Annotated in this window: 18 protein-coding genes; 10 read left to right on the top strand and 8 right to left on the bottom strand. The window is 67.9% G+C overall.

Going from position 1 to position 16,548, the window contains the following annotated elements:
- Window positions 1–43: 43 nt before the first annotated feature.
- Both ACFPMG_RS32155 and ACFPMG_RS32150 read right to left on the bottom strand, forming a co-directional pair.
- Entirely contained in the window at window positions 44–796 is a 753-nt protein-coding gene (locus ACFPMG_RS32155) for a hypothetical protein (RefSeq protein ID WP_376999865.1), read from the bottom strand.
- A 138-nt stretch (window positions 797–934) separates the two neighbouring features.
- Window positions 935–1,246 carry a helix-turn-helix domain-containing protein gene (locus ACFPMG_RS32150; RefSeq protein WP_377000289.1) on the bottom strand — a complete coding sequence of 104 codons (312 nt, stop codon included), beginning with the start codon at window positions 1,244–1,246 and terminating at the stop codon, window positions 935–937.
- 117 nt (window positions 1,247–1,363) lie between these two features.
- Here ACFPMG_RS32150 and ACFPMG_RS32145 point away from each other — a divergent pair, with 117 nt between their 5' ends.
- Window positions 1,364–1,714, top strand: a complete 351-nt coding sequence (locus tag ACFPMG_RS32145; protein ID WP_376999863.1) for a hypothetical protein — start codon at window positions 1,364–1,366, stop codon at window positions 1,712–1,714.
- A 428-nt stretch (window positions 1,715–2,142) separates the two neighbouring features.
- Here the strand turns inward: ACFPMG_RS32145 and ACFPMG_RS32140 are convergent, their stop codons facing one another.
- The 4 genes from ACFPMG_RS32140 to ACFPMG_RS32125 form a co-directional block, all read right to left on the bottom strand.
- On the bottom strand, window positions 2,143–2,982 hold the full coding sequence (locus ACFPMG_RS32140; protein WP_376999861.1) for a class I SAM-dependent methyltransferase: 840 nt from the start codon (window positions 2,980–2,982) through the stop codon (window positions 2,143–2,145).
- 2 nt (window positions 2,983–2,984) lie between these two features.
- Window positions 2,985–3,311 (bottom strand): hypothetical protein, encoded by a 327-nt coding sequence (locus ACFPMG_RS32135; protein ID WP_376999859.1) that lies wholly within the window; start codon window positions 3,309–3,311, stop codon window positions 2,985–2,987.
- Between the two features lie 169 nt (window positions 3,312–3,480).
- Entirely contained in the window at window positions 3,481–3,810 is a 330-nt protein-coding gene (locus tag ACFPMG_RS32130; protein WP_237903362.1) for a hypothetical protein, read from the bottom strand.
- 156 nt (window positions 3,811–3,966) lie between these two features.
- A complete protein-coding gene (locus tag ACFPMG_RS32125) occupies window positions 3,967–4,932 on the bottom strand; it encodes an alpha/beta fold hydrolase (RefSeq protein WP_376999856.1) in 966 nt (321 codons plus the stop codon).
- 270 nt (window positions 4,933–5,202) lie between these two features.
- On the opposite strand from ACFPMG_RS32125, the gene ACFPMG_RS32120 reads away from it, so the two are divergent.
- Both ACFPMG_RS32120 and ACFPMG_RS32115 read left to right on the top strand, forming a co-directional pair.
- On the top strand, window positions 5,203–5,733 hold the full coding sequence (locus ACFPMG_RS32120; RefSeq protein ID WP_137138813.1) for a MarR family winged helix-turn-helix transcriptional regulator: 531 nt from the start codon (window positions 5,203–5,205) through the stop codon (window positions 5,731–5,733).
- Window positions 5,734–5,764: 31 nt separating this feature from the next.
- Window positions 5,765–6,934, top strand: a complete 1,170-nt coding sequence (locus ACFPMG_RS32115) for a DUF2336 domain-containing protein (RefSeq protein WP_376999854.1) — start codon at window positions 5,765–5,767, stop codon at window positions 6,932–6,934.
- Window position 6,935: 1 nt separating this feature from the next.
- On the opposite strand, the gene ACFPMG_RS32110 is transcribed toward ACFPMG_RS32115, so the two are convergent.
- Window positions 6,936–8,402, bottom strand: coding sequence for a cyclic nucleotide-binding domain-containing protein (locus ACFPMG_RS32110; RefSeq protein ID WP_376999852.1), 1,467 nt, complete (start codon window positions 8,400–8,402; stop codon window positions 6,936–6,938).
- A 245-nt stretch (window positions 8,403–8,647) separates the two neighbouring features.
- Here ACFPMG_RS32110 and ACFPMG_RS32105 point away from each other — a divergent pair, with 245 nt between their 5' ends.
- The 5 genes from ACFPMG_RS32105 to ACFPMG_RS32085 all read left to right on the top strand — a co-directional run bounded on the left by ACFPMG_RS32105 (window position 8,648) and on the right by ACFPMG_RS32085 (window position 12,669).
- Window positions 8,648–9,094 carry a DUF4399 domain-containing protein gene (locus ACFPMG_RS32105; RefSeq protein WP_377000287.1) on the top strand — a complete coding sequence of 149 codons (447 nt, stop codon included), beginning with the start codon at window positions 8,648–8,650 and terminating at the stop codon, window positions 9,092–9,094.
- Window positions 9,095–9,115: 21 nt separating this feature from the next.
- A complete protein-coding gene (locus ACFPMG_RS32100; RefSeq protein WP_376999850.1) occupies window positions 9,116–9,694 on the top strand; it encodes a DUF4399 domain-containing protein in 579 nt (192 codons plus the stop codon).
- Window positions 9,695–9,739: 45 nt separating this feature from the next.
- On the top strand, window positions 9,740–11,320 hold the full coding sequence (locus ACFPMG_RS32095; protein ID WP_376999848.1) for a DUF4384 domain-containing protein: 1,581 nt from the start codon (window positions 9,740–9,742) through the stop codon (window positions 11,318–11,320).
- Window positions 11,321–11,439: 119 nt separating this feature from the next.
- Window positions 11,440–12,318 carry an OmpA family protein gene (locus tag ACFPMG_RS32090; protein WP_376999846.1) on the top strand — a complete coding sequence of 293 codons (879 nt, stop codon included), beginning with the start codon at window positions 11,440–11,442 and terminating at the stop codon, window positions 12,316–12,318.
- A gap of 24 nt (window positions 12,319–12,342) precedes the next feature.
- Window positions 12,343–12,669 (top strand): hypothetical protein, encoded by a 327-nt coding sequence (locus ACFPMG_RS32085; RefSeq protein ID WP_376999844.1) that lies wholly within the window; start codon window positions 12,343–12,345, stop codon window positions 12,667–12,669.
- A 152-nt stretch (window positions 12,670–12,821) separates the two neighbouring features.
- Here the strand turns inward: ACFPMG_RS32085 and ACFPMG_RS32080 are convergent, their stop codons facing one another.
- On the bottom strand, window positions 12,822–13,046 hold the full coding sequence (locus ACFPMG_RS32080) for a DUF1150 family protein (RefSeq protein ID WP_376999842.1): 225 nt from the start codon (window positions 13,044–13,046) through the stop codon (window positions 12,822–12,824).
- Between the two features lie 356 nt (window positions 13,047–13,402).
- Between ACFPMG_RS32080 and ACFPMG_RS32075 the strand changes: the two genes are divergently transcribed.
- Together ACFPMG_RS32075 and ACFPMG_RS32070 are read left to right on the top strand one after the other, a co-directional pair.
- The gene (locus ACFPMG_RS32075) at window positions 13,403–14,587 is read left to right on the top strand and encodes a DUF4384 domain-containing protein (RefSeq protein WP_376999840.1); all 1,185 of its coding nucleotides are present in this window, start codon (window positions 13,403–13,405) and stop codon (window positions 14,585–14,587) included.
- A gap of 98 nt (window positions 14,588–14,685) precedes the next feature.
- The gene (locus ACFPMG_RS32070; RefSeq protein WP_377000285.1) at window positions 14,686–16,500 is read left to right on the top strand and encodes a CHASE2 domain-containing protein; all 1,815 of its coding nucleotides are present in this window, start codon (window positions 14,686–14,688) and stop codon (window positions 16,498–16,500) included.
- Window positions 16,501–16,548: the final 48 nt, after the last annotated feature.

Genomic DNA, 16,548 nt, shown 5'->3' with positions numbered 1-16,548 from the left:
TTTATGAAAACTGTTTATTTGCTTTTGCTTTTTGCCAAGATCGTTAATTGTTTTGAAAGGCTATTTTCAAATAGTCATATAAATATGATGCTGCAATTGAGCTTGATATTCCAAGAGAAGATGCAAATATGCTTGATATAGCTAGTGACCAAATTGGATGTTTTCTTAGAAAATCAAATGCAACGTAGTAAAGTCCTTTTCGTATTTTCCTAATATCTTTCTGAACTCCCATTATTAATCCGTTTGACACACGATTCGATCTTAGTCTTTCTTGGCAGTCATCACAAATTATCGGCGAATGACAAGAGGCAACTATGTCTGATAACAATCCATTCATATCAAAAATGCATCCCCTAGTTTCGTCGTGCGCAAATTCTTTAATATCTGTGTCAACCTTAATTTTTCCGTCAAGTTTTTTATAGGCAAGGGCATACGCATTTATTACCCTTAATAGAGCATTCTCGAGAGGTATATTGCTTTCGTCGAGTATTTTCTTTATATCATTATAAGAGAATGCAATTCTATTTGTTTCGATTACTCTCGTATACCATTTGTACTGAAGGGGAACGCTCACGATAGCAATGGCAAGGTCAGCTTCACTTATTTTCGGAAGCTGGCTTCGAACTAAGTAGTCAGAAAACTCCCATTCCGGCCCATCCGCATTGCATCGCAAGGCGTAGCTATCAATATCTCCCACAATCGTAAAGGCCGACGATCTAAACTTCAATATTTTATTCTTATTAAAATCAAATGGCATATGCCCAATAGAAATTAATTTAATCCTAATTTTTTCCATTTCTTGATCCGTATTATATTTTGTTCATTAAAAGATATTTTTCGCTTTTTAAAAACCCAAAAAATTAGCCATCAAGAATGGGTTGTGCTGCATAGCGGTTCACTTTTCTTTGGTAACTTCCAAATTCTTTTATTTGGCTCATTTTACTGACCTAAGAGTGTGCATTAAACTTTCAATTACTTTTAGATCTCGCATAGTAAGGTGTCTCGAGGACTCGATAATTGATAATTCAATTGACATTCTATCTGGTGATACTGATGCTGTTGGGTCAAAAGTACCTACCAAATCACGCAATGAGACGCCCAGTCGCTCGCTAATGCTAATTAGAGTTTCCAACTTCGGAAACGTTAACCCTCGTTCCATCTTTGAGACAGCCTGAACGGAACGGTCAATCAACTCCGCAAGATCCTCTTGCGTGAGGTTTCGCTGTTCCCGAAGCGTGCGGAGCATCCGCCCGAATTCCTGCGTGCGTTCCATGCCCGGACTTTCATCCGGACGGAGAGCGTTGACCATGCATCGGAGGCGTCGTAAACTTAAACTCAAGTTCTAGTGAGCAACAGGTGTACCATGCGTCTGTCCGGTGTGTTGCTCATCATCTGGGGTGGGCTGCTGGTGCCGCTTACCCTGCCGTGGACATGGGGGTATCGGAAGCAACTGGGTTTGATCGCCAGCCTCGACGAGATGACCATGAGCTTTCTGGGGGACAGGCTTCCTTACGCATACGTTGTGTCGTTTTCGGTGATCCTGGTGGGACTCGGGCTGTCGTGGATCGCCCTCGCCACGGTGTCGGACCCGCCCTGTCCGCGTGCACGGGGTGTTTCGGAGAAGGAAGAGGTGCCGCCGTCCACAGCGCTCCGGAAGACGTCGTTGGAGGAGGTCATGGGCGACCGCCCCATCGACCCGATGAGGCTTCATTGAATGGCGCGCTGGCGAACCCTGAACGCCGGTTGAGCCTCTGTCCTTCGCGGCGTTTGACGGCGTCGGGAGCTGTGGTATTTTACGAGGCAAGGAGGTGATGCGCCTTCGGTCTCCTGGAGGCGGAGCCGGTTTCCCGACCCCGCCCATTGGATCCTTAGCTATCGTGGTCCTGGTTGAAGCCCGCTTCGAACTCGAACTTCATCCGGAACCAGAAGTGTCGGAGCCACTTCAGGTACCTTTTCAAGCGCATCACCTCCTCTCGGATGCCGGACGGGTAGGGCCCGTCGGCACGCAACATCCAAAGGAATGCGTGGGCGCGGTCAACCGGGGATGTAGCTCGGTGGAGTGGCTGCGGCACTTGGGCGCGTGGTCGGGGTGGGGAGGTTTTGCCCCCTCCCTGACCCTCCCCCGCTGGGCGGGGGAGGGAATTAAGCGCCGGTGATGATGCGGACGTGGATGGGCAGGGGGATCGTGCCGCCCTGGGCCTGCGCGTCGAAGCGGCGGGTCACCTCGGCGTCCAGGTCGGCGCGCTGCCCGGCGGTGAGGTCGTGCAGGCGGTGGCCGAAGCTCATCTCCAGCGTGGCGCGCCAGAAGGGCTGGCCCTGGGGGGCCTTGCGGACCGGCGTGATGTCAGTCTCGTTCACCGTAGTGAAGCCGGCGGCGCGCATGGCGTCGGCCAGAAGGCCGGGGGCGGCGAAGCGGAACAGCGGGTCCAGGCTGCGGTCCTCGCCCAATTGGGCGGCGACGGCGTCGCCCACCGTGTCGAACAGGGCATTGCCGGCGCGCGGCCCCCAGACCATGAAGGCTGCCCGCCCGCCGGGGCGCAGCACGCGCCGCAGCTCGGCCAGGGCCGCCGCCACGTCGGGGACGAACATGATGCCGAAGCGGCAGGTCGCCCGGTCAAAGCTCGCCGCGGCGAAGGGCAGGGCGGTCATGTCGGCGGCGGCGAAGGCCGGGCGCAGCCCGTCGGCGATCCCCGCGGCGCGGCGCCGGGCTCCGGCCATCATGCCGGGCACGAGGTCGCTGCCCACCACCAGCCCATCCGGACCTGTCCGGAGGGCGGCGCTCAGCGCCGGTTCGCCGGCGCCGGAGGCGAGGTCCAGCACCCGGTCGCCCGCCGTCACCCCGGCAGCGTCCAGCAGGGGCTGGTTCAGCTTGTCGGCCAGATCGGCCATCGGGTCGGCCCAGCGGTCCCAGGCGTCGGCGCTGGCGGTCCAGCGGGCACGCTCGGCGTCGCCGTCGATCGGGCAGGTGGGCAATTCGGGCATGGTCAGTGGAGAAGCCTTGCGGTGCCGGTGATGCGGGGGGCGGAATCGGCGTCGCGCAGCCGTTCGTTCAGCGCCGCGACCTCCTCCGCCAGCTTGCGGTTCGCCTCGGTCAGGGCTTGGACGCGCCCCTCGGCGGTCTGCTGCTGGGCGTTCAGGGTGGCGACGGTCTCCGCAAGCTTGCGGATTTGCTGCGATTGGCGGGCGCCGCCTTCGTTGACGCTGCGGCGGATCGAACCGACGGCGGCGAGCACGATGACGCTGATCGTCGCGCCCGTCAGAAGGGCGGCGATGGCCAAGGCCCAGATCCAATCCCCCGTTGGCAGTTCCATGGCCGAAGCCGCCCCTGCGTTGCGTCCGGACCACCGGCGGCGACCCTCCGGTGAACCAATGGTTTCAGCATCCGATGAATTGCCGGGCGGGTCAAGCCGGGCGCCGGAATGGAAAAGGCCCGGCCGTTGCCGGCCGGGCCTTTCGTGAGGCGATTGCTGCGCTCTGCGGTCAGGCGACGGTGTCGTCGACCGGGCGGGCGGCCTTGGCGCGCATGTCCTTCAGGTGGTCGCCGAAGGCGCGCAGGACCGGCATGATCCGCTGCATCTGGTCCGACGTGACGTGGGCGTCGGTCTTCAGGACGATGGTCGGCGCTTCCGACATCAGGCGCTTGGAGCGCATCGGACCGACCTTGTCGTCCATGAACATGGACAGCCCCATCAGAATGCCGAGCGTCACGTCATCGGGCGCCTTGGGCAGAGCCAGCACGTCGTGCAGCTCGTTGAGGAGGGTGTAGGCGACGATGGACGTGCGTTCGATGGTGTCAACGTCGGCGGCCATGGACATCGGCGTAATCCTTGAGGCGCTGAAAGTGTGCGATATGGCCGAAGGTTAGCGCTTGGATCGTAACCAAACTGTTAACCATCCCTCACCCGAGTCGCCACGAGTCGCTTTTTTCGAGTCGCAATCCCCGGTCGCCGAATCAGGAGGGACGACTCATGCCTCTGCGTGAACCGACGTGCCGGTCATGGCCCGCTCCACCCGCTCGATGGCGGCCATCACCGCGTCCGGGCGGGCGTGCTGCGGCATGTGCCCGGTTTCCGCCAGCAGATGCAGCGTCGATCCGCGGACCGCGTTGTGCAGTTGCACCGCATGGGCGTGGGGATCGACGATGCGGTCCTCCCGTCCCGCGACGACCGCCATCGGGCAGCGGATCTCGGAATAGCGCGGCGCCATCGCCGCCACGCCGGGAATCAGCGCGGCCAGCTGGTCGGCGGCGGCCTCCAGCTGCTTCGGGCGCAGCAGAAGATCGGGAGGCAGCTCGTCGTAGCTGGGCGGCACGGGGTTCGGTTCGAAGATGCGGCGCATCAGCGCCGGCAGGATCAGCCGGTCCAGCGGCGGCAGGACGGTGTGGCTGAGCAGCGGCCCGGCCACCGGAATGGCTGGTCCCATCATGGGGAGGAAGTCGAGCCGCGGGGTCGGGTGGGTGAAGGCCGACAGGATGACCAGACCGCCAACCTCCTCCGGGAAATCCAGCGCCCAGGCGAGCGCCACCGCCCCGGCCAGCGAATGGCCGACGACGATGGGACGCTCCAGCCCCAGCTTGCGGGTGGCGGCGCGCAGCAGCGCGGCCTGGGCGGCGGGGCCGGCGTCGCGCCGTGGCGTCGCCTCGCTGTAGCCATGGCCGGGCCGGTCGAAGCAGACGCAGCGCCGGTGTCGGGCCGCCTCGTCCAGAAGGCTCAGCGCCCAGTCGTCGGCGGTGGTGCCGTTGCCGTGCAGGAACACCACGGGGGGCGCCGTGCCGTCCTTCCGCCCATGGTCGAGATAGTGCAGGCGGGTGCCGCCGACGCTCATGAAATGCCCGGACGGCGGGTGTTCCCGCTCCGCCCGGTTGGTGCGGCGGCGGGTGTCCAGCCACAGGCCGGCGAGCAATCCGGCCGCGAGTGCCAAGCCGCTGCGCATCAGCAAACCCTCCCAGGGCAGGTGTGCGGTGCGACGGAACAGCGTGTGGGATGCGGCATGGCTGGCCTCCTCCGTGTTGCGGGAACAGGGGAGCAACAGGAGGTGGACGGGGCCGTTCCGACGCGCAGGGCCGCCATGTCTCAACATTGTTTCCACAAATTAAACTAAAATCTTATCATTCTTGCGACAGAAGGACGGGTAAACCGTCCACCGTTCGGAATTGGATCGACGCCATACCATGATGGTTTTTTCCAAAGCGGGAGTATCGCGATGAGCGCCGCCGCCAAGCAGCAGCCGACCCCAGCCGCGCCCGACAACGCCGTTCCGGCGGGCGCGTCCCTGCCCGCCGTCTACACCGACCTGGGCCGCATCATCGAGAGCATGACCCGGCGTTTCCTGGACGTGCTGCGGATGGAGCTGGCGCGGATCGGGATCGACGACCTCAGCCCCGGCCAAGCCCTGATGCTGATCAACATCGGCGGCGAGGAGCTGTCGGTGCGCGATCTGCTGGAGCGCGGGTACTATCTCGGCTCCAACGCCTCCTACAACCTGAAGCATCTGGTGGAGGCGGGCTATGTCGACCGCTCCGCCTCACAGCGCGACCGGCGCACGGCGCGGCTCCGCCTGTCGGAGCGCGGCCTGAAGCTGTGCGAGGCGCTGCGCGGACTCGAGGCCGTGCGGGGCGAGGCGCTGATCCGCAGCGACGAGGAAGCCGCCGATCTGGAGACGACATACCGCACGTTGCGCCGATTGGAGCGGGCGTGGAGCGATCTGATCCGCTACGATACGCCGGAGTACTGATCCCGAGCGTCCGTTCCGGAAGACCCAGCGCATGTCACAGCGGTCCCTGAGCCAGAAGGATGTCGAGCGTCTGCTGGCCGCACCCGACGCCCAGGCGCGCATCGACACCATGACCCATCTGGTGCGCGACCTGGAGGCGGGGGACCTCGCCGAGGCGGAACGGGCGCTGGCCATGGACATCCTGCAACGCTTCGCCGCCGATGCGGTGACCGCCGTGCGCGAGGCGGTGGCGTGGCAGATCCACAACTCCTCCCTGCTGACGGAGGGGCTGGCGGAGAAGCTGGCCCGCGACGTGGACCGGGTGGCCTTTCCCATCCTGCGCCACGCGGAAAAGCTCAGCGAAGGCTTGCTCCTGGACATCCTGCGCGAACGGCGCCCGGCGAAGGAGCTGGCCATCGCCGGGCGCCGCTCCGTCTCGCCCGCGGTGTCCGACGCGCTGGTGCGCAACGGCAACGTCATCGTCATCACCGAGCTTCTGCGCAACCGGGGCGCCGTCATCGCGGAACCGTCCCTGCACAGCGTGCTCGACCGCTGGGGCGGCGTCGCCACGGTGAACGAGGCGATGGCGGCGCGGCCCGACCTGTCGGCGGCGGTGGTGGAGAAGCTGATCCTCTTCGTGTCGGAGGAGATCCGCAACCGGCTGATCCGCACCCACCGGCTGAACCCCCGCCTGATCGGCATCCTGGTGGAGCGGGCGCGGGAAGCGGTGACCCTGCTCCTGCTGAAGCCGCTGACCCCGCGCGAGGCGGATGTGGAGCTTCTCGCACGCCACCTGCTGATCCGCGGGCGGCTGTCGGCGCCGCTGCTCTTCCGCGCGCTGTGCGCCGGGGAGATCGCGCTGTTCGACGCCGGCATGGCGGTGCGCGCCAACCTGCCGCCGGAGAACGCCCGTCAGCTCGCCTGGGACGGCGGGCCGCACGCGCTGAAGGGGCTGTTCGCCAAGGCGGGCCTGTCCTTCACCTTGCTGAAGCCCTTCCGCGTCGCCATCGCGGTGGCGAAGGCGCTGGACTACCGGGGCGGCGACGAGGGGCGCGAGCGTTTCCAGACGGAGGCCATCGCCACCCTGTTCGACGCCTGCGGCAACAGCCAGGACCGCGAGATCGACGACCTGCTGTTGCAGCTGTTCGACCAGACCTCGGCGGAGGTGATCGAAAAGGCGCTGGAGCAGGCGGGGATGCCCTTCTCTCCATTGAACAGCTGAGTCACAGGCTGAAGAACGTCTTCAGCCGGGCCAACAGGTCATGCTCGGTCGTCGTCGGGGTCACGGCGGCGGGGGCGCTGGCGCGGCGGTGGGCGTCGTTGCGGCGCTGGCGCAGGCCCATCAGGTCGGCCAGCCGGGCGGCCAGCTCCGGACGGCGGCGCAGGACGGGGTCGAGCGCCTCCTTGTCCAGTTCGTAGACCACGGCGTCGGTGTTGGCGATCACCGACGCGCTGCGCGGCTGGCCGGTCAGCAGCGACATTTCCCCGAACACGTCCCCCGGCCCCATATGGTCGAGCAGGAGCGTCCGCCCTCCGAAGGCCCCGCGCACGTCCAGCGCGCCCTCGGCCACCAGGAAGAGGGAGGTTCCGGTCTCATCCTGGCGGACCACCGCCTCCCCGGCGGCGACGTGGCGCAGATGCATGCCGGAGGCCAGCTCGTCGATCTCCTCAGGGCGGAAGGCGGCGAACAGGTCGACATGGGACAGCAGGTCCCGCCCCAGCCCCAGCGCCGAACAGGGCGGCGGGCGGTTGCTGCGGCGGCGCATCTCCTGCTTGGGGCTGGCCGGCTCCAGACCGGCGCGGGACAGATGATCCAAGATGGTGGTCGCCACGGCGTCGCGGGTGGCGGCCAGCCGGGAATAATCCGCCACCCAGAAGCGCGCCTGATAGGTGACGCCGTTCAGCGTGATCGAGTCCACCACCACGTCGGGCCGCGGCTCGGTGGGGACGGCGTCGCAGCAGACGATGGCCGACAGGATGATCCGCTTGGCGCGGGCCACCGGCACCTCGGCGTCGAGGGTCACCGGAACCCCGGCGCGGAAGCCGCTGCCGGGCTGGCTGTAGTTGGTGATGCGGTTGCCCGCTGCCAGCCCGTTCGGCACCACCAGCGCCGTGCCGTCCAGCGTGACCAGACGGGTGGCCCGCCAGTTGATCTCGTCCACCCGCCCGGTGACGCCGGGGGTCAGCTCCACCCAGTCGCCGATGCGGTAGGGATGCTCGACGTTCAGCGCGATGCCGGAGAAGATGTCGGCGATCATGTTGCGCAGCGCGAAGCCCAGCACCGCGATGACCACGCCGGAGGTGGCGACCAGCCCGGTCACCGGCTGCCCCAGCACGAAGGCCAGGATGCCCAGCACCGCCAGCCCGTAGAGCAGCGCGCGCAGCAGATCGGTCAACAGGCGGGGCATCGGCGTGGCGCGGGGGTGGCTCGCCACCACGAGGTCGATGACCCGCGACCCCAGCCACGCCGCCGCCAGCCACGCGACCACGGCGAACAGCGAGGCCAGCGCGTCCGCCACCATGACGCCCGCGATGGGAGTGACGTGGCCGGACAGCCAGGGGCGCTGCCCCGCCAGACCGGCCGCCCCGAGAGTCAGCAGCGCCGGGGCCAGCAGATGGCGCAGGCCGAGGCGCGGCGGCGCGCCGGTGGGACCGACGGGAAGCGGGGCGAGGCGGGATGAATCGGGCATGCGGGACCGGCAACCTCCTGCCCCGTGACCTTCGCACCGCGAGCGCAACCGTCAAGCCCAAAATAGGAATAGGCGGAGCGGCCCCGCTCTTCGCGCAAAATGGGGTGGTTGGTGAGCGCCTTCGCTCCGTAATATTCGGAGGGTGAGGAGAGAAAGGATGAGGTCCGAAAAACCGCGAACATTGTCCGTCCACCAAGCATAAGATTGAAGCTCCCAAAGAGAAGAGCCAGAAGAGCGAGGTGTCCATGCCTCATGCCGCCATGATCGTGGCGGCCGCGCTGCTCCTGTTGCCGGGCGCGGCGTCGGCCCAAAGCGCAAACAGCACAAATGGACGGGAGAAGGCGCCGGAGGGTGCCCGCGCCTACATCATGTGGCCGTCCAACGGCGCCACCATTTCCGGCGGAAAGCTGTGGGTCCGCATGGGCTTGCAGAACATGGGCATCGCCCCTGCGGGCATCCGCAAGGAGGACACCGGGCACCATCATCTGCTGGTGGACAGCGACCTCGCCACCTACGACGAACCCATCCCGAACACCAAGCAGTCGCTGCATTTCGGCGGCGGCCAGACGGAGGTGCGGCTGGAGCTGCCGCCGGGCCGGCACACGCTCCAGATGGTCCTGGGCGACGCGGACCATGTGCCGCACGACCCGCCGATCATGTCGCAGAAGATCACCATCATCGTGCCGCAATAAGAGCGCGACAGGGAGGAAGTCATGATGCGCAGCGCCGCCATCCCGGTCCTTCTCGCCGTCCTGCTCGCCGCCGGGCCGCTGGCCGCGCAGTCGTCGCCGGAGGCCGACCCGCTCGACAAGCCGCTGTCCGACACCACCAACACCCCACAGCCGGCCAGCCCGGGGCACGAGCATGAAAGCACGCCCTCGACTCCCGACGCGGCGAAGTCCGGACGGACGGCAGCGCCGAAGGACGCCTACATCTACATCGGCTGGCCCAACGACGGCGAGGTGGTGAGGGGCCGTTTCAAGGTGTGGTTCGGGCTGCGCAACTTCGGCGTCGCCCCGGCGGGCGTGCGCCGGGACAACACCGGCCACCATCACCTGCTGGTGGACGCCGACCTGCCGCCGATGGACGAGCCGATCCCCAACAACCGCAACTACATCCATTTCGGCAAGGGCCAGACGGAAACCTATCTGGAACTGCCGCCGGGCCGGCACACGCTCCAGCTCCTGATGGGCGATGCGGAGCATATCCCGCACGATCCGCCGATCCTGTCCAAGAAGATCACCATCACCGTGCGTCCGGGCGGCGACAGCACTCGCGTGTCGGTCCGTTGATCTGGCCCGCCGATCCAGTCGGGTGAACGTCCAGGGAGTGAGGCCATGGCATTTGAGGCGACGGGAATTGTCCGGCGCACCGGTTTCGAGCGAGTGGCGGCCGCCGCGGCGCTCCTGCTGATGGGGGCCTGCGTCACCTCGGGCGAACAGGCGACCGTGGCCCAGAAGCCGAAGACCCCACCCGTGCGCACCGTGTCCAACTTCAGCGAGGCGCTGCGCTGCATGGACACGCTGATGTGGAACCATGGCAAGCGCGACATCTTCATCACCTCCAACGGCATCCCCGACGCCACGGGCCGGGTGGCCGGCGGCACCAAGGAAATGCTCATCACCGCCGTGTCGCGCATGTCGGAGCGGTCGAACGCCTTCCGCTTCGTCGATTTTGAACCGACGCTGGACGACGTGAACGCGCTCTACTGGATGATCGGGGTGCAGCCCAACTTCCGCGCGCCGTCCTACTACGTGCGCGGGGCCATCACCCAACTCGACGACAACGTGGTGAGCGAGGCGGCCAGCGCCGGCATCTCCCTGCCGACCTTCGACCTGGGCATCTCCGCCGATCAGGTGATGTCGGTGATCTCCGTGGACCTGAACATCGGGGAACTGGCGACGCGCCAGATCATCCCCGGCCTGTCGGCCAGCAACTCGCTCGCCATCATCTCGTCGGGCAGGGGGGCGGACGCCGGGGCGGTGATCGGCAAGGCCGGCCTGTCCTTCAACGTGTCGCTCAACAAGTCCGAGGGGCTGCATCAGGCGGTGCGCACGCTGATCGAACTCAGCACGATCGAGGTGCTGGGCAAGATGACCCGCACCCCCTACTGGCAGTGCCTGGGCATCGATCAGACCAACCCGGCCTTCGCCGGGCAGGCGCGCGACTGGTTCGACAGCATGGCGCCGTCGCAGCGCGTCGCCTACGTCCAGCGCGTCCTGCTGGCCGAGGGCTATTACGACGGGTCGGACAGCGGGCAGCTCGACGAGCGCACCCGCGACGCGATTTCCCGCTATCAGGCGGACAACGACCTGATCGCCACGGGGCGCATCGACTTCGACCTCTACCAGCGCATGCTCGCCCAGCCCAGCGGCCAGAAGGGACCGGGGGCGCCGCGCCTGCAATCGGTGTCGAACGCGGGCGGGGAGGGGTTGCCCCGCGCCACCCCGGCGCCGGCCGGGGCGCCGCCCGATCTGGTCCTCAGCTCCGACCGCGGGCCGCAGCCGCGCTACCGCGCCGGGGAGGCGCTGGTGGTCAAGGTGCAGCCGACGGCCAACGGCTTCGTCTACTGCTACTACCAGGACGCCGCCGGGTCGGTGGCCCGCATCTTCCCCAACCGCTTCCAGCCCGACAGCTTCGTCCAGGCCAACCAGCAGGTGGAGGTCCCGCCGGGGGCGCAGAAGCCCTTCAACCTGCGCATGGACCGTCCCGGCGCCTCCGAGACCATCGCCTGCGTCGTCTCGCCCGACGAACTCGGGACGCGCATCGCCGACCGCTACAAGACCGAGGACCTGCAGCCCATCCCCGGCGCCACGCTGGCGGACGTGGTGGGCGCCTACGGCAGCATCCAGGGGACCAACGTGCGCAGCCGGCAGATGGCCGTGCAGGTTCTGCCCGCCGTGTCGGCGCAGCGGTAGGATCGGCTCAACGATAGGGATTGTGGACCGGCTCACAGCGCGGGGGTGGGGACGGGGGTAAAGAAGGGGGCAGCAGAACACCACGCCAGATCATGGCGCCGAATCATGGGAGACCAGCGATGCCGCGACCGACCTCCAGGACCATCGCCCGACGGCTGAACGGCGTGGCGCTTCCCGTTCTGGCCCTGCCCATGATCGCCCTGGCCTGCATGGCGGTTCCCGCGCGGGCGCAGACCGTCGAGGGCTCCGGCGGCAACCGGGTCATGATGTTCGAGCGCCCGCCGACGGTGGACGAGCTGCGCGAGGCGGTGAAGCCCGGCCCGGCGCCGACGGACGGCAGCGAACAGCCGAAGATCCGCACCCGCAGCATCGAGATCATCGGCGGCGGCATGAACAGCGCCAACCGCCCGCGTCCGACCGACAGCGTGAACTACGGCGCGCCCGTCCAGCAGCAGGCGGCCCCGCAGCCGGGCTACAGCCCGCCGAGCTACAGCCAACCGACCGCCCCCGTGGCGCAGCCGGAACCGGCGCCCCAGCCCAAGCGCGCGCCCGTGCAGGAGGCCGCGGCCCCGCCCGTCACTCCGCCGCCGGCCGCGCCGCGCCGTTCCAACGGGGTGCAGCCGGCCACCCTCTCCGCGCCGGAAACCCCGGCGGAGAGCCGGCCGACCAACGGCTTCGGCTTCCGCATCAACTTCGCCTTCAATTCCGCCGACGTTCCGAAGGAGTTCTATTCCTACGTCGACGCGGTTGGTGGGCTGATGTCGCAGGACCCGCAGCTCCGCCTCGTCATCGAGGGGCACACCGACGCCGTGGGAAGCGAGCAGTACAACCTTGCCCTCTCCGAGCGCCGGGCCGTGTCGGTGGGCGAGTATCTGGTGCGCGTCCACCACATCGAGCCGCAGCGCATCGCCATCGCCGGCTTGGGCAAGAGCCAGCCGCTGACCCCCGACCCGACCGACAGCCGCAACCGGCGCGTCGAGTTCCGGCCCATCCAGTGATCGAGAGGGAAGGGAGGGCGCGCCATGGTCCGGAAACTCCTTCTTCTGGTGGCGATCGCGGCGCTCCCCCTCGTCGGGGGCGCCGCCGACGCGACGGTGGTCCGCAAGAAGAGCAGCGATGCGGGGGTGCAGCCCGGCGGCATCGACGTCGGGGTGCCCAAGGGCCGCGTGCGCATCCAGTGCTGGCAGGACGGCGAGAAGATCATCGACGAGACGGACCTGAACGTCCTGTCGCTCAGCGTCGCCAGCCAACTGAACGCGTTGCGCTTCCGCCGGGCGGGCGAGCCGGAGAACAGCCTGGCCATCGTGACGCGGAACCGGACGTCGTGCCTGCTGAGCCCGAAGGAATGAGTTGAGTGCCTTGCCCCCCTCCCTGACCCTCCCCCGCTACGCAGGGGAGGGATTGGCGTTGCCCACACGAAAATCCCTCCCCTGCGAAGCGGGGGAGGGAGGGGACCCGCGAAGCGGGGAGGGTGGGGGCAATGCCCCCATTGCTTCCGCCTTCAATGCACGCTGACCAGCTCCATCCCGTGCTCCTGCAGCGTCGCCCCCGCCGACGCGCGGTCGGTGTCCAGCCACAGGCAGCTGCCGTCCGCGGCGTACACGGCGTAGGCGGGCAGGCCGTCGATCTCCACCGACCGCAGATAGGCGACCTCCAGGATTCCATGACGGGCGAAGCGGTCATCGAAGCCCTCGGCGGCGTCGGCTTTGGTGCGGCGGTCGGTCATGGTCGGTCTCCTCGGGCGCTGGGGCGGACCAACGGGGCGCGGGTCCTGCCCGGCACTCTAGGGGGCTGGACCGGGCCGCGCTGTGGAGCCCGCCACACTCAGTACGTCGGAGGGTGCCCAACTCCTGCGCGACTTTGTGCGGCGCCTCACAGCGGCCGCCGTCTTCCGCCGTCTATCCTCGGTGGGCCGGCACTTGGGCCGGAGCGCATCATTTCGGAGGTCCGACCATGCCCGTCCGTTCACGGCGTCAGCCCTTCTTTGGGCCGGGTCCGCAACCCCGCTATTCCCCCTTCGCCGCCTGGACAGGCGTCCGGGAAACGCCAATGATTCCGCGATCCCCGCCGGTGGAGGCCAGCATGGCGCACAGAACCCTGAGCGGACTCGTGACGGCAGCCCTGACTCTGGCCGCCTTCGGGGCGGTTGGCCTTGCCGCCGGCCGTGCGGCGGCGGAGCAAGCGGTGGTCGTCGCCTCCACCGCCCCCGGCTACGCGCAGGGGCAACTGGTCCCCGACGGCGCGGCGGTCACCGTGCCGGACGGCGCCAACGCCATGTTCCTGTTCGCCAACGGGCGCATGCTGCGGGTCAAGGGGCCGTTCGACGGACCGCTGGACCGCATGCCCGACGCCTCGGGCTGGACCGGCGTCGGCAGCCTCGTCGGCGGCGAGCGTTTCTTCCAGACCGACCTGGGTGCCGCCCGCGCGGTCGGAACCCCGATGCAGAAGGGCGAGGAGCAGGTCTTCACCCTCGATCCCGGCCGGGCCGGAACCCAGTGCGTGAAGTCCGGCGGCACGGTGCTGCTGCGCAAGCCCGCCGACCCGGCGCTGATCCCCGCCACCCTGCGCGGGGAGGGACGCGGTGCTGCCGCCACGCTGCGCTGGGACAAGGGGGCGGCGGTGCCCTGGCCGCGCGAGCTTCCTATGGCGGACGGCACCGCCATCTCCGTCGCCGGGCCGGACGGGAGGGTCCGTCACAGCCTGACCTTGCGCGTGATCGCCGCGGATGGGATCGGGGCGGGGCAGGGCGCGGAGCTGGCCCTCCGTCTGGCCGGCGCCGGCTGCGCGGCGCAGGCGGCGGCCCTGCTCGACCCGGTGCGGGACAGTATGGCGCCGCTGAACCTCTATCTCGCCACCGACCGCGGCCTTTACCCGACCTACCGGTCCGGGGAGGCGGTGACGCTGGTGCTCCAGACGAACCGGGACGCGCATCTCTACTGCTACCTGCGCAACACCCGCGGCCAGCTGACGCCGATCTACCCGCCGGGGCCGTCGGCCAGTTCGCTGGTGGAGGGGCACCACACCCTGACGCTGGCCGGCGACCGCATGCCGGTGCCGCTGCGCGCGGCGGAGCGGTCGGGCAGCCTGTCCGCCGACCAGGAGGTGCGCTGCTTCGCCGCCGGGCGCGATCTCGGCGCCGACCTGCCGGGGCGTCAGGACGCCTTTCGTCCCCTGACCGACGAGGCGGCGGCCCGGCTGGAGCGGACGCTCGCCTCGCTGAAGCAGACCGAACTGGTGATGGCGCAGGTGATTCTGCGCGTGGAGTGAGGGCGCCGCCGTTGGGGACATCCGGGGGCAGGCTGGACTGGGCAAAAGCCCCGTGGCTTGCCAAGGGGCTTGCCAAGGGACTTGTGGGATTGGCCGCGGTGGTCGGCGTGTCGGCGGCGGCGCTGGGGCTGACCCGGCTTGTGCCGCCCCTGCGCTCCGCCGACGAGAGCTTCCGCGACCTCGCCATCGCCTACTTCACGCCGCCCGCCCCGCAGCATCCCGGCATCGTGCTGGTCACGCTGGGAGAGGACCTGTTCGCCACGCTGGCCTGCCGGTCGCCGGTGGACCGCGGCTTCCTCGCCGATCTGGTGGGGACGCTGGAGGCGGCGGGGGTGCGGGCGATCGGGCTGGACATCCTGTTCGACCAGCCGACCCTGCCGGCGCTCGATGAACGGCTGCGCCAGCGCGTCCAGCGCGCCAAGGTGCCGGTGGTCGCCATCACCGCGCTCGGCGACACGCCGCTGACGGAGGAGCAGCGCCGCTATCTCGGGCGCTTCCTCGACGGCATTCCGCACGGCCACGCCAACCTCGCCAAGGACCGGCTGGACGGCACGGTGCGCTGGCATGTGCCGCGCGGGCCGGACGGGCTGCCCAGCTTCCCGGCGCGGCTGGCCCAGGTCGCCGGAACCCAGGTCGCCGGAGGGGCCGCCGGGGTGGCGACGGTCCCGGCGGAGCCCTTCCGCATCGACTGGCACGCCCGCCCGTCGCCGGACGCGCCGCCCTTCCCGACCTATCCGGCGGACATGGTGGGGATGCTCCCGCGCGGCTGGCTGGCGGGCCGGATCGCCGTGGTCGGCACCGTCCTGGTCGGGGTGGACCAGCACCGCACGCCGCTGTCGGTCGCCGGCCTGTCCACGCCGGGGGTGGAGATCCAGGCCCACGCGCTGGCCCAGATCCTCGACGGGCGGACCAGCCGCGACCTGTCCGACGGCTGGGTCGTTGCGCTGGTCCTGGCGCTGAGCGCCGCGGGGGTTGCGCTGGCGGCGGCCGGCTGGCCGGTGTGGCTGCTGGTGCCGGCCAGCCTGCTCGGGCTGCTGGCGCTGTGGGCGGCGGCGCTGGCGCTGTTCGCCCAGGGCGGGCCGCTGGTGGCGATGATGGCGCCCTCGGCGGCGTGGCTGGGCGGCATCGCCGCGATGACCGCGCATCTGTCGCTGAAGGAGCGCACCGACCGCCGCAGCCTGATGCAGCTGTTCGCCAACCACGTCTCCCAGCCGGTCGCCGAGGAAATCTGGCGGGAGCGCGCGACCTTCCTGGCCGGCGGGCGCCCCCGCCCGCAGGAGCTGACCGCCACCGTCTTCTTCTCCGACATCGAGGGCTTCACCACCGTCTGCGAGGCGCTGGAACCGGAGCCGCTGATCCTCTGGCTGGAGGGCTATCTCGACGCCATGGTGCGGGTGGTGGCGGCGCATGACGGGATCGTTCTGCGCTTCATCGGCGACGCCATCCTGGCGGTCTTCGGCGCCCCCGTCGCCCGCACCACCCAAGCGGAGATCGACGCCGACGCCGAGCGCGCCGTGCGCTGCGCCATCCAGATGGGGCGGGAGCTTCGGGAGCTGAACAAGCGCTGGCAGGCGGAGGGGCTGCCGGCCATCGGCATCCGCGTCGGCATCCACACCGGGCCGCTGGTGGCGGGCAGCCTGGGTGGGCTGCGGCACATGGAATATTCGCTGCTCGGCGATACCGCCAACACGGCGGCCCGGCTGGAGGCGCTGGGCAAGACGGTGGGCATGCGCTCCTCCCCCCATTGCCGGATCGTCATCGGGGAGCCGACCTGGACGGCGGTGCAGGACTCGGTGGCCGGGCTGCCGGTGGGCGAGATGGCGTTGAAGGGCAAGCGCAAGGCGGTCCGCGCCTGGCTGGTCCTCGACCGGGAGGGGGAGGAGGTGCGGCCCGCGGCGGAGGCTGGGGAGTAATCACCCCTTCTCCGTATTCGGGATTAGGCTGAATGAACGCTTGGTGCG

It is taken from the genome of Azospirillum himalayense (genome assembly GCF_042657465.1).
GTDB classification, from domain to species: domain Bacteria; phylum Pseudomonadota; class Alphaproteobacteria; order Azospirillales; family Azospirillaceae; genus Azospirillum; species Azospirillum himalayense.
This window is presented reverse-complemented; position numbering and strand designations above follow the sequence as displayed.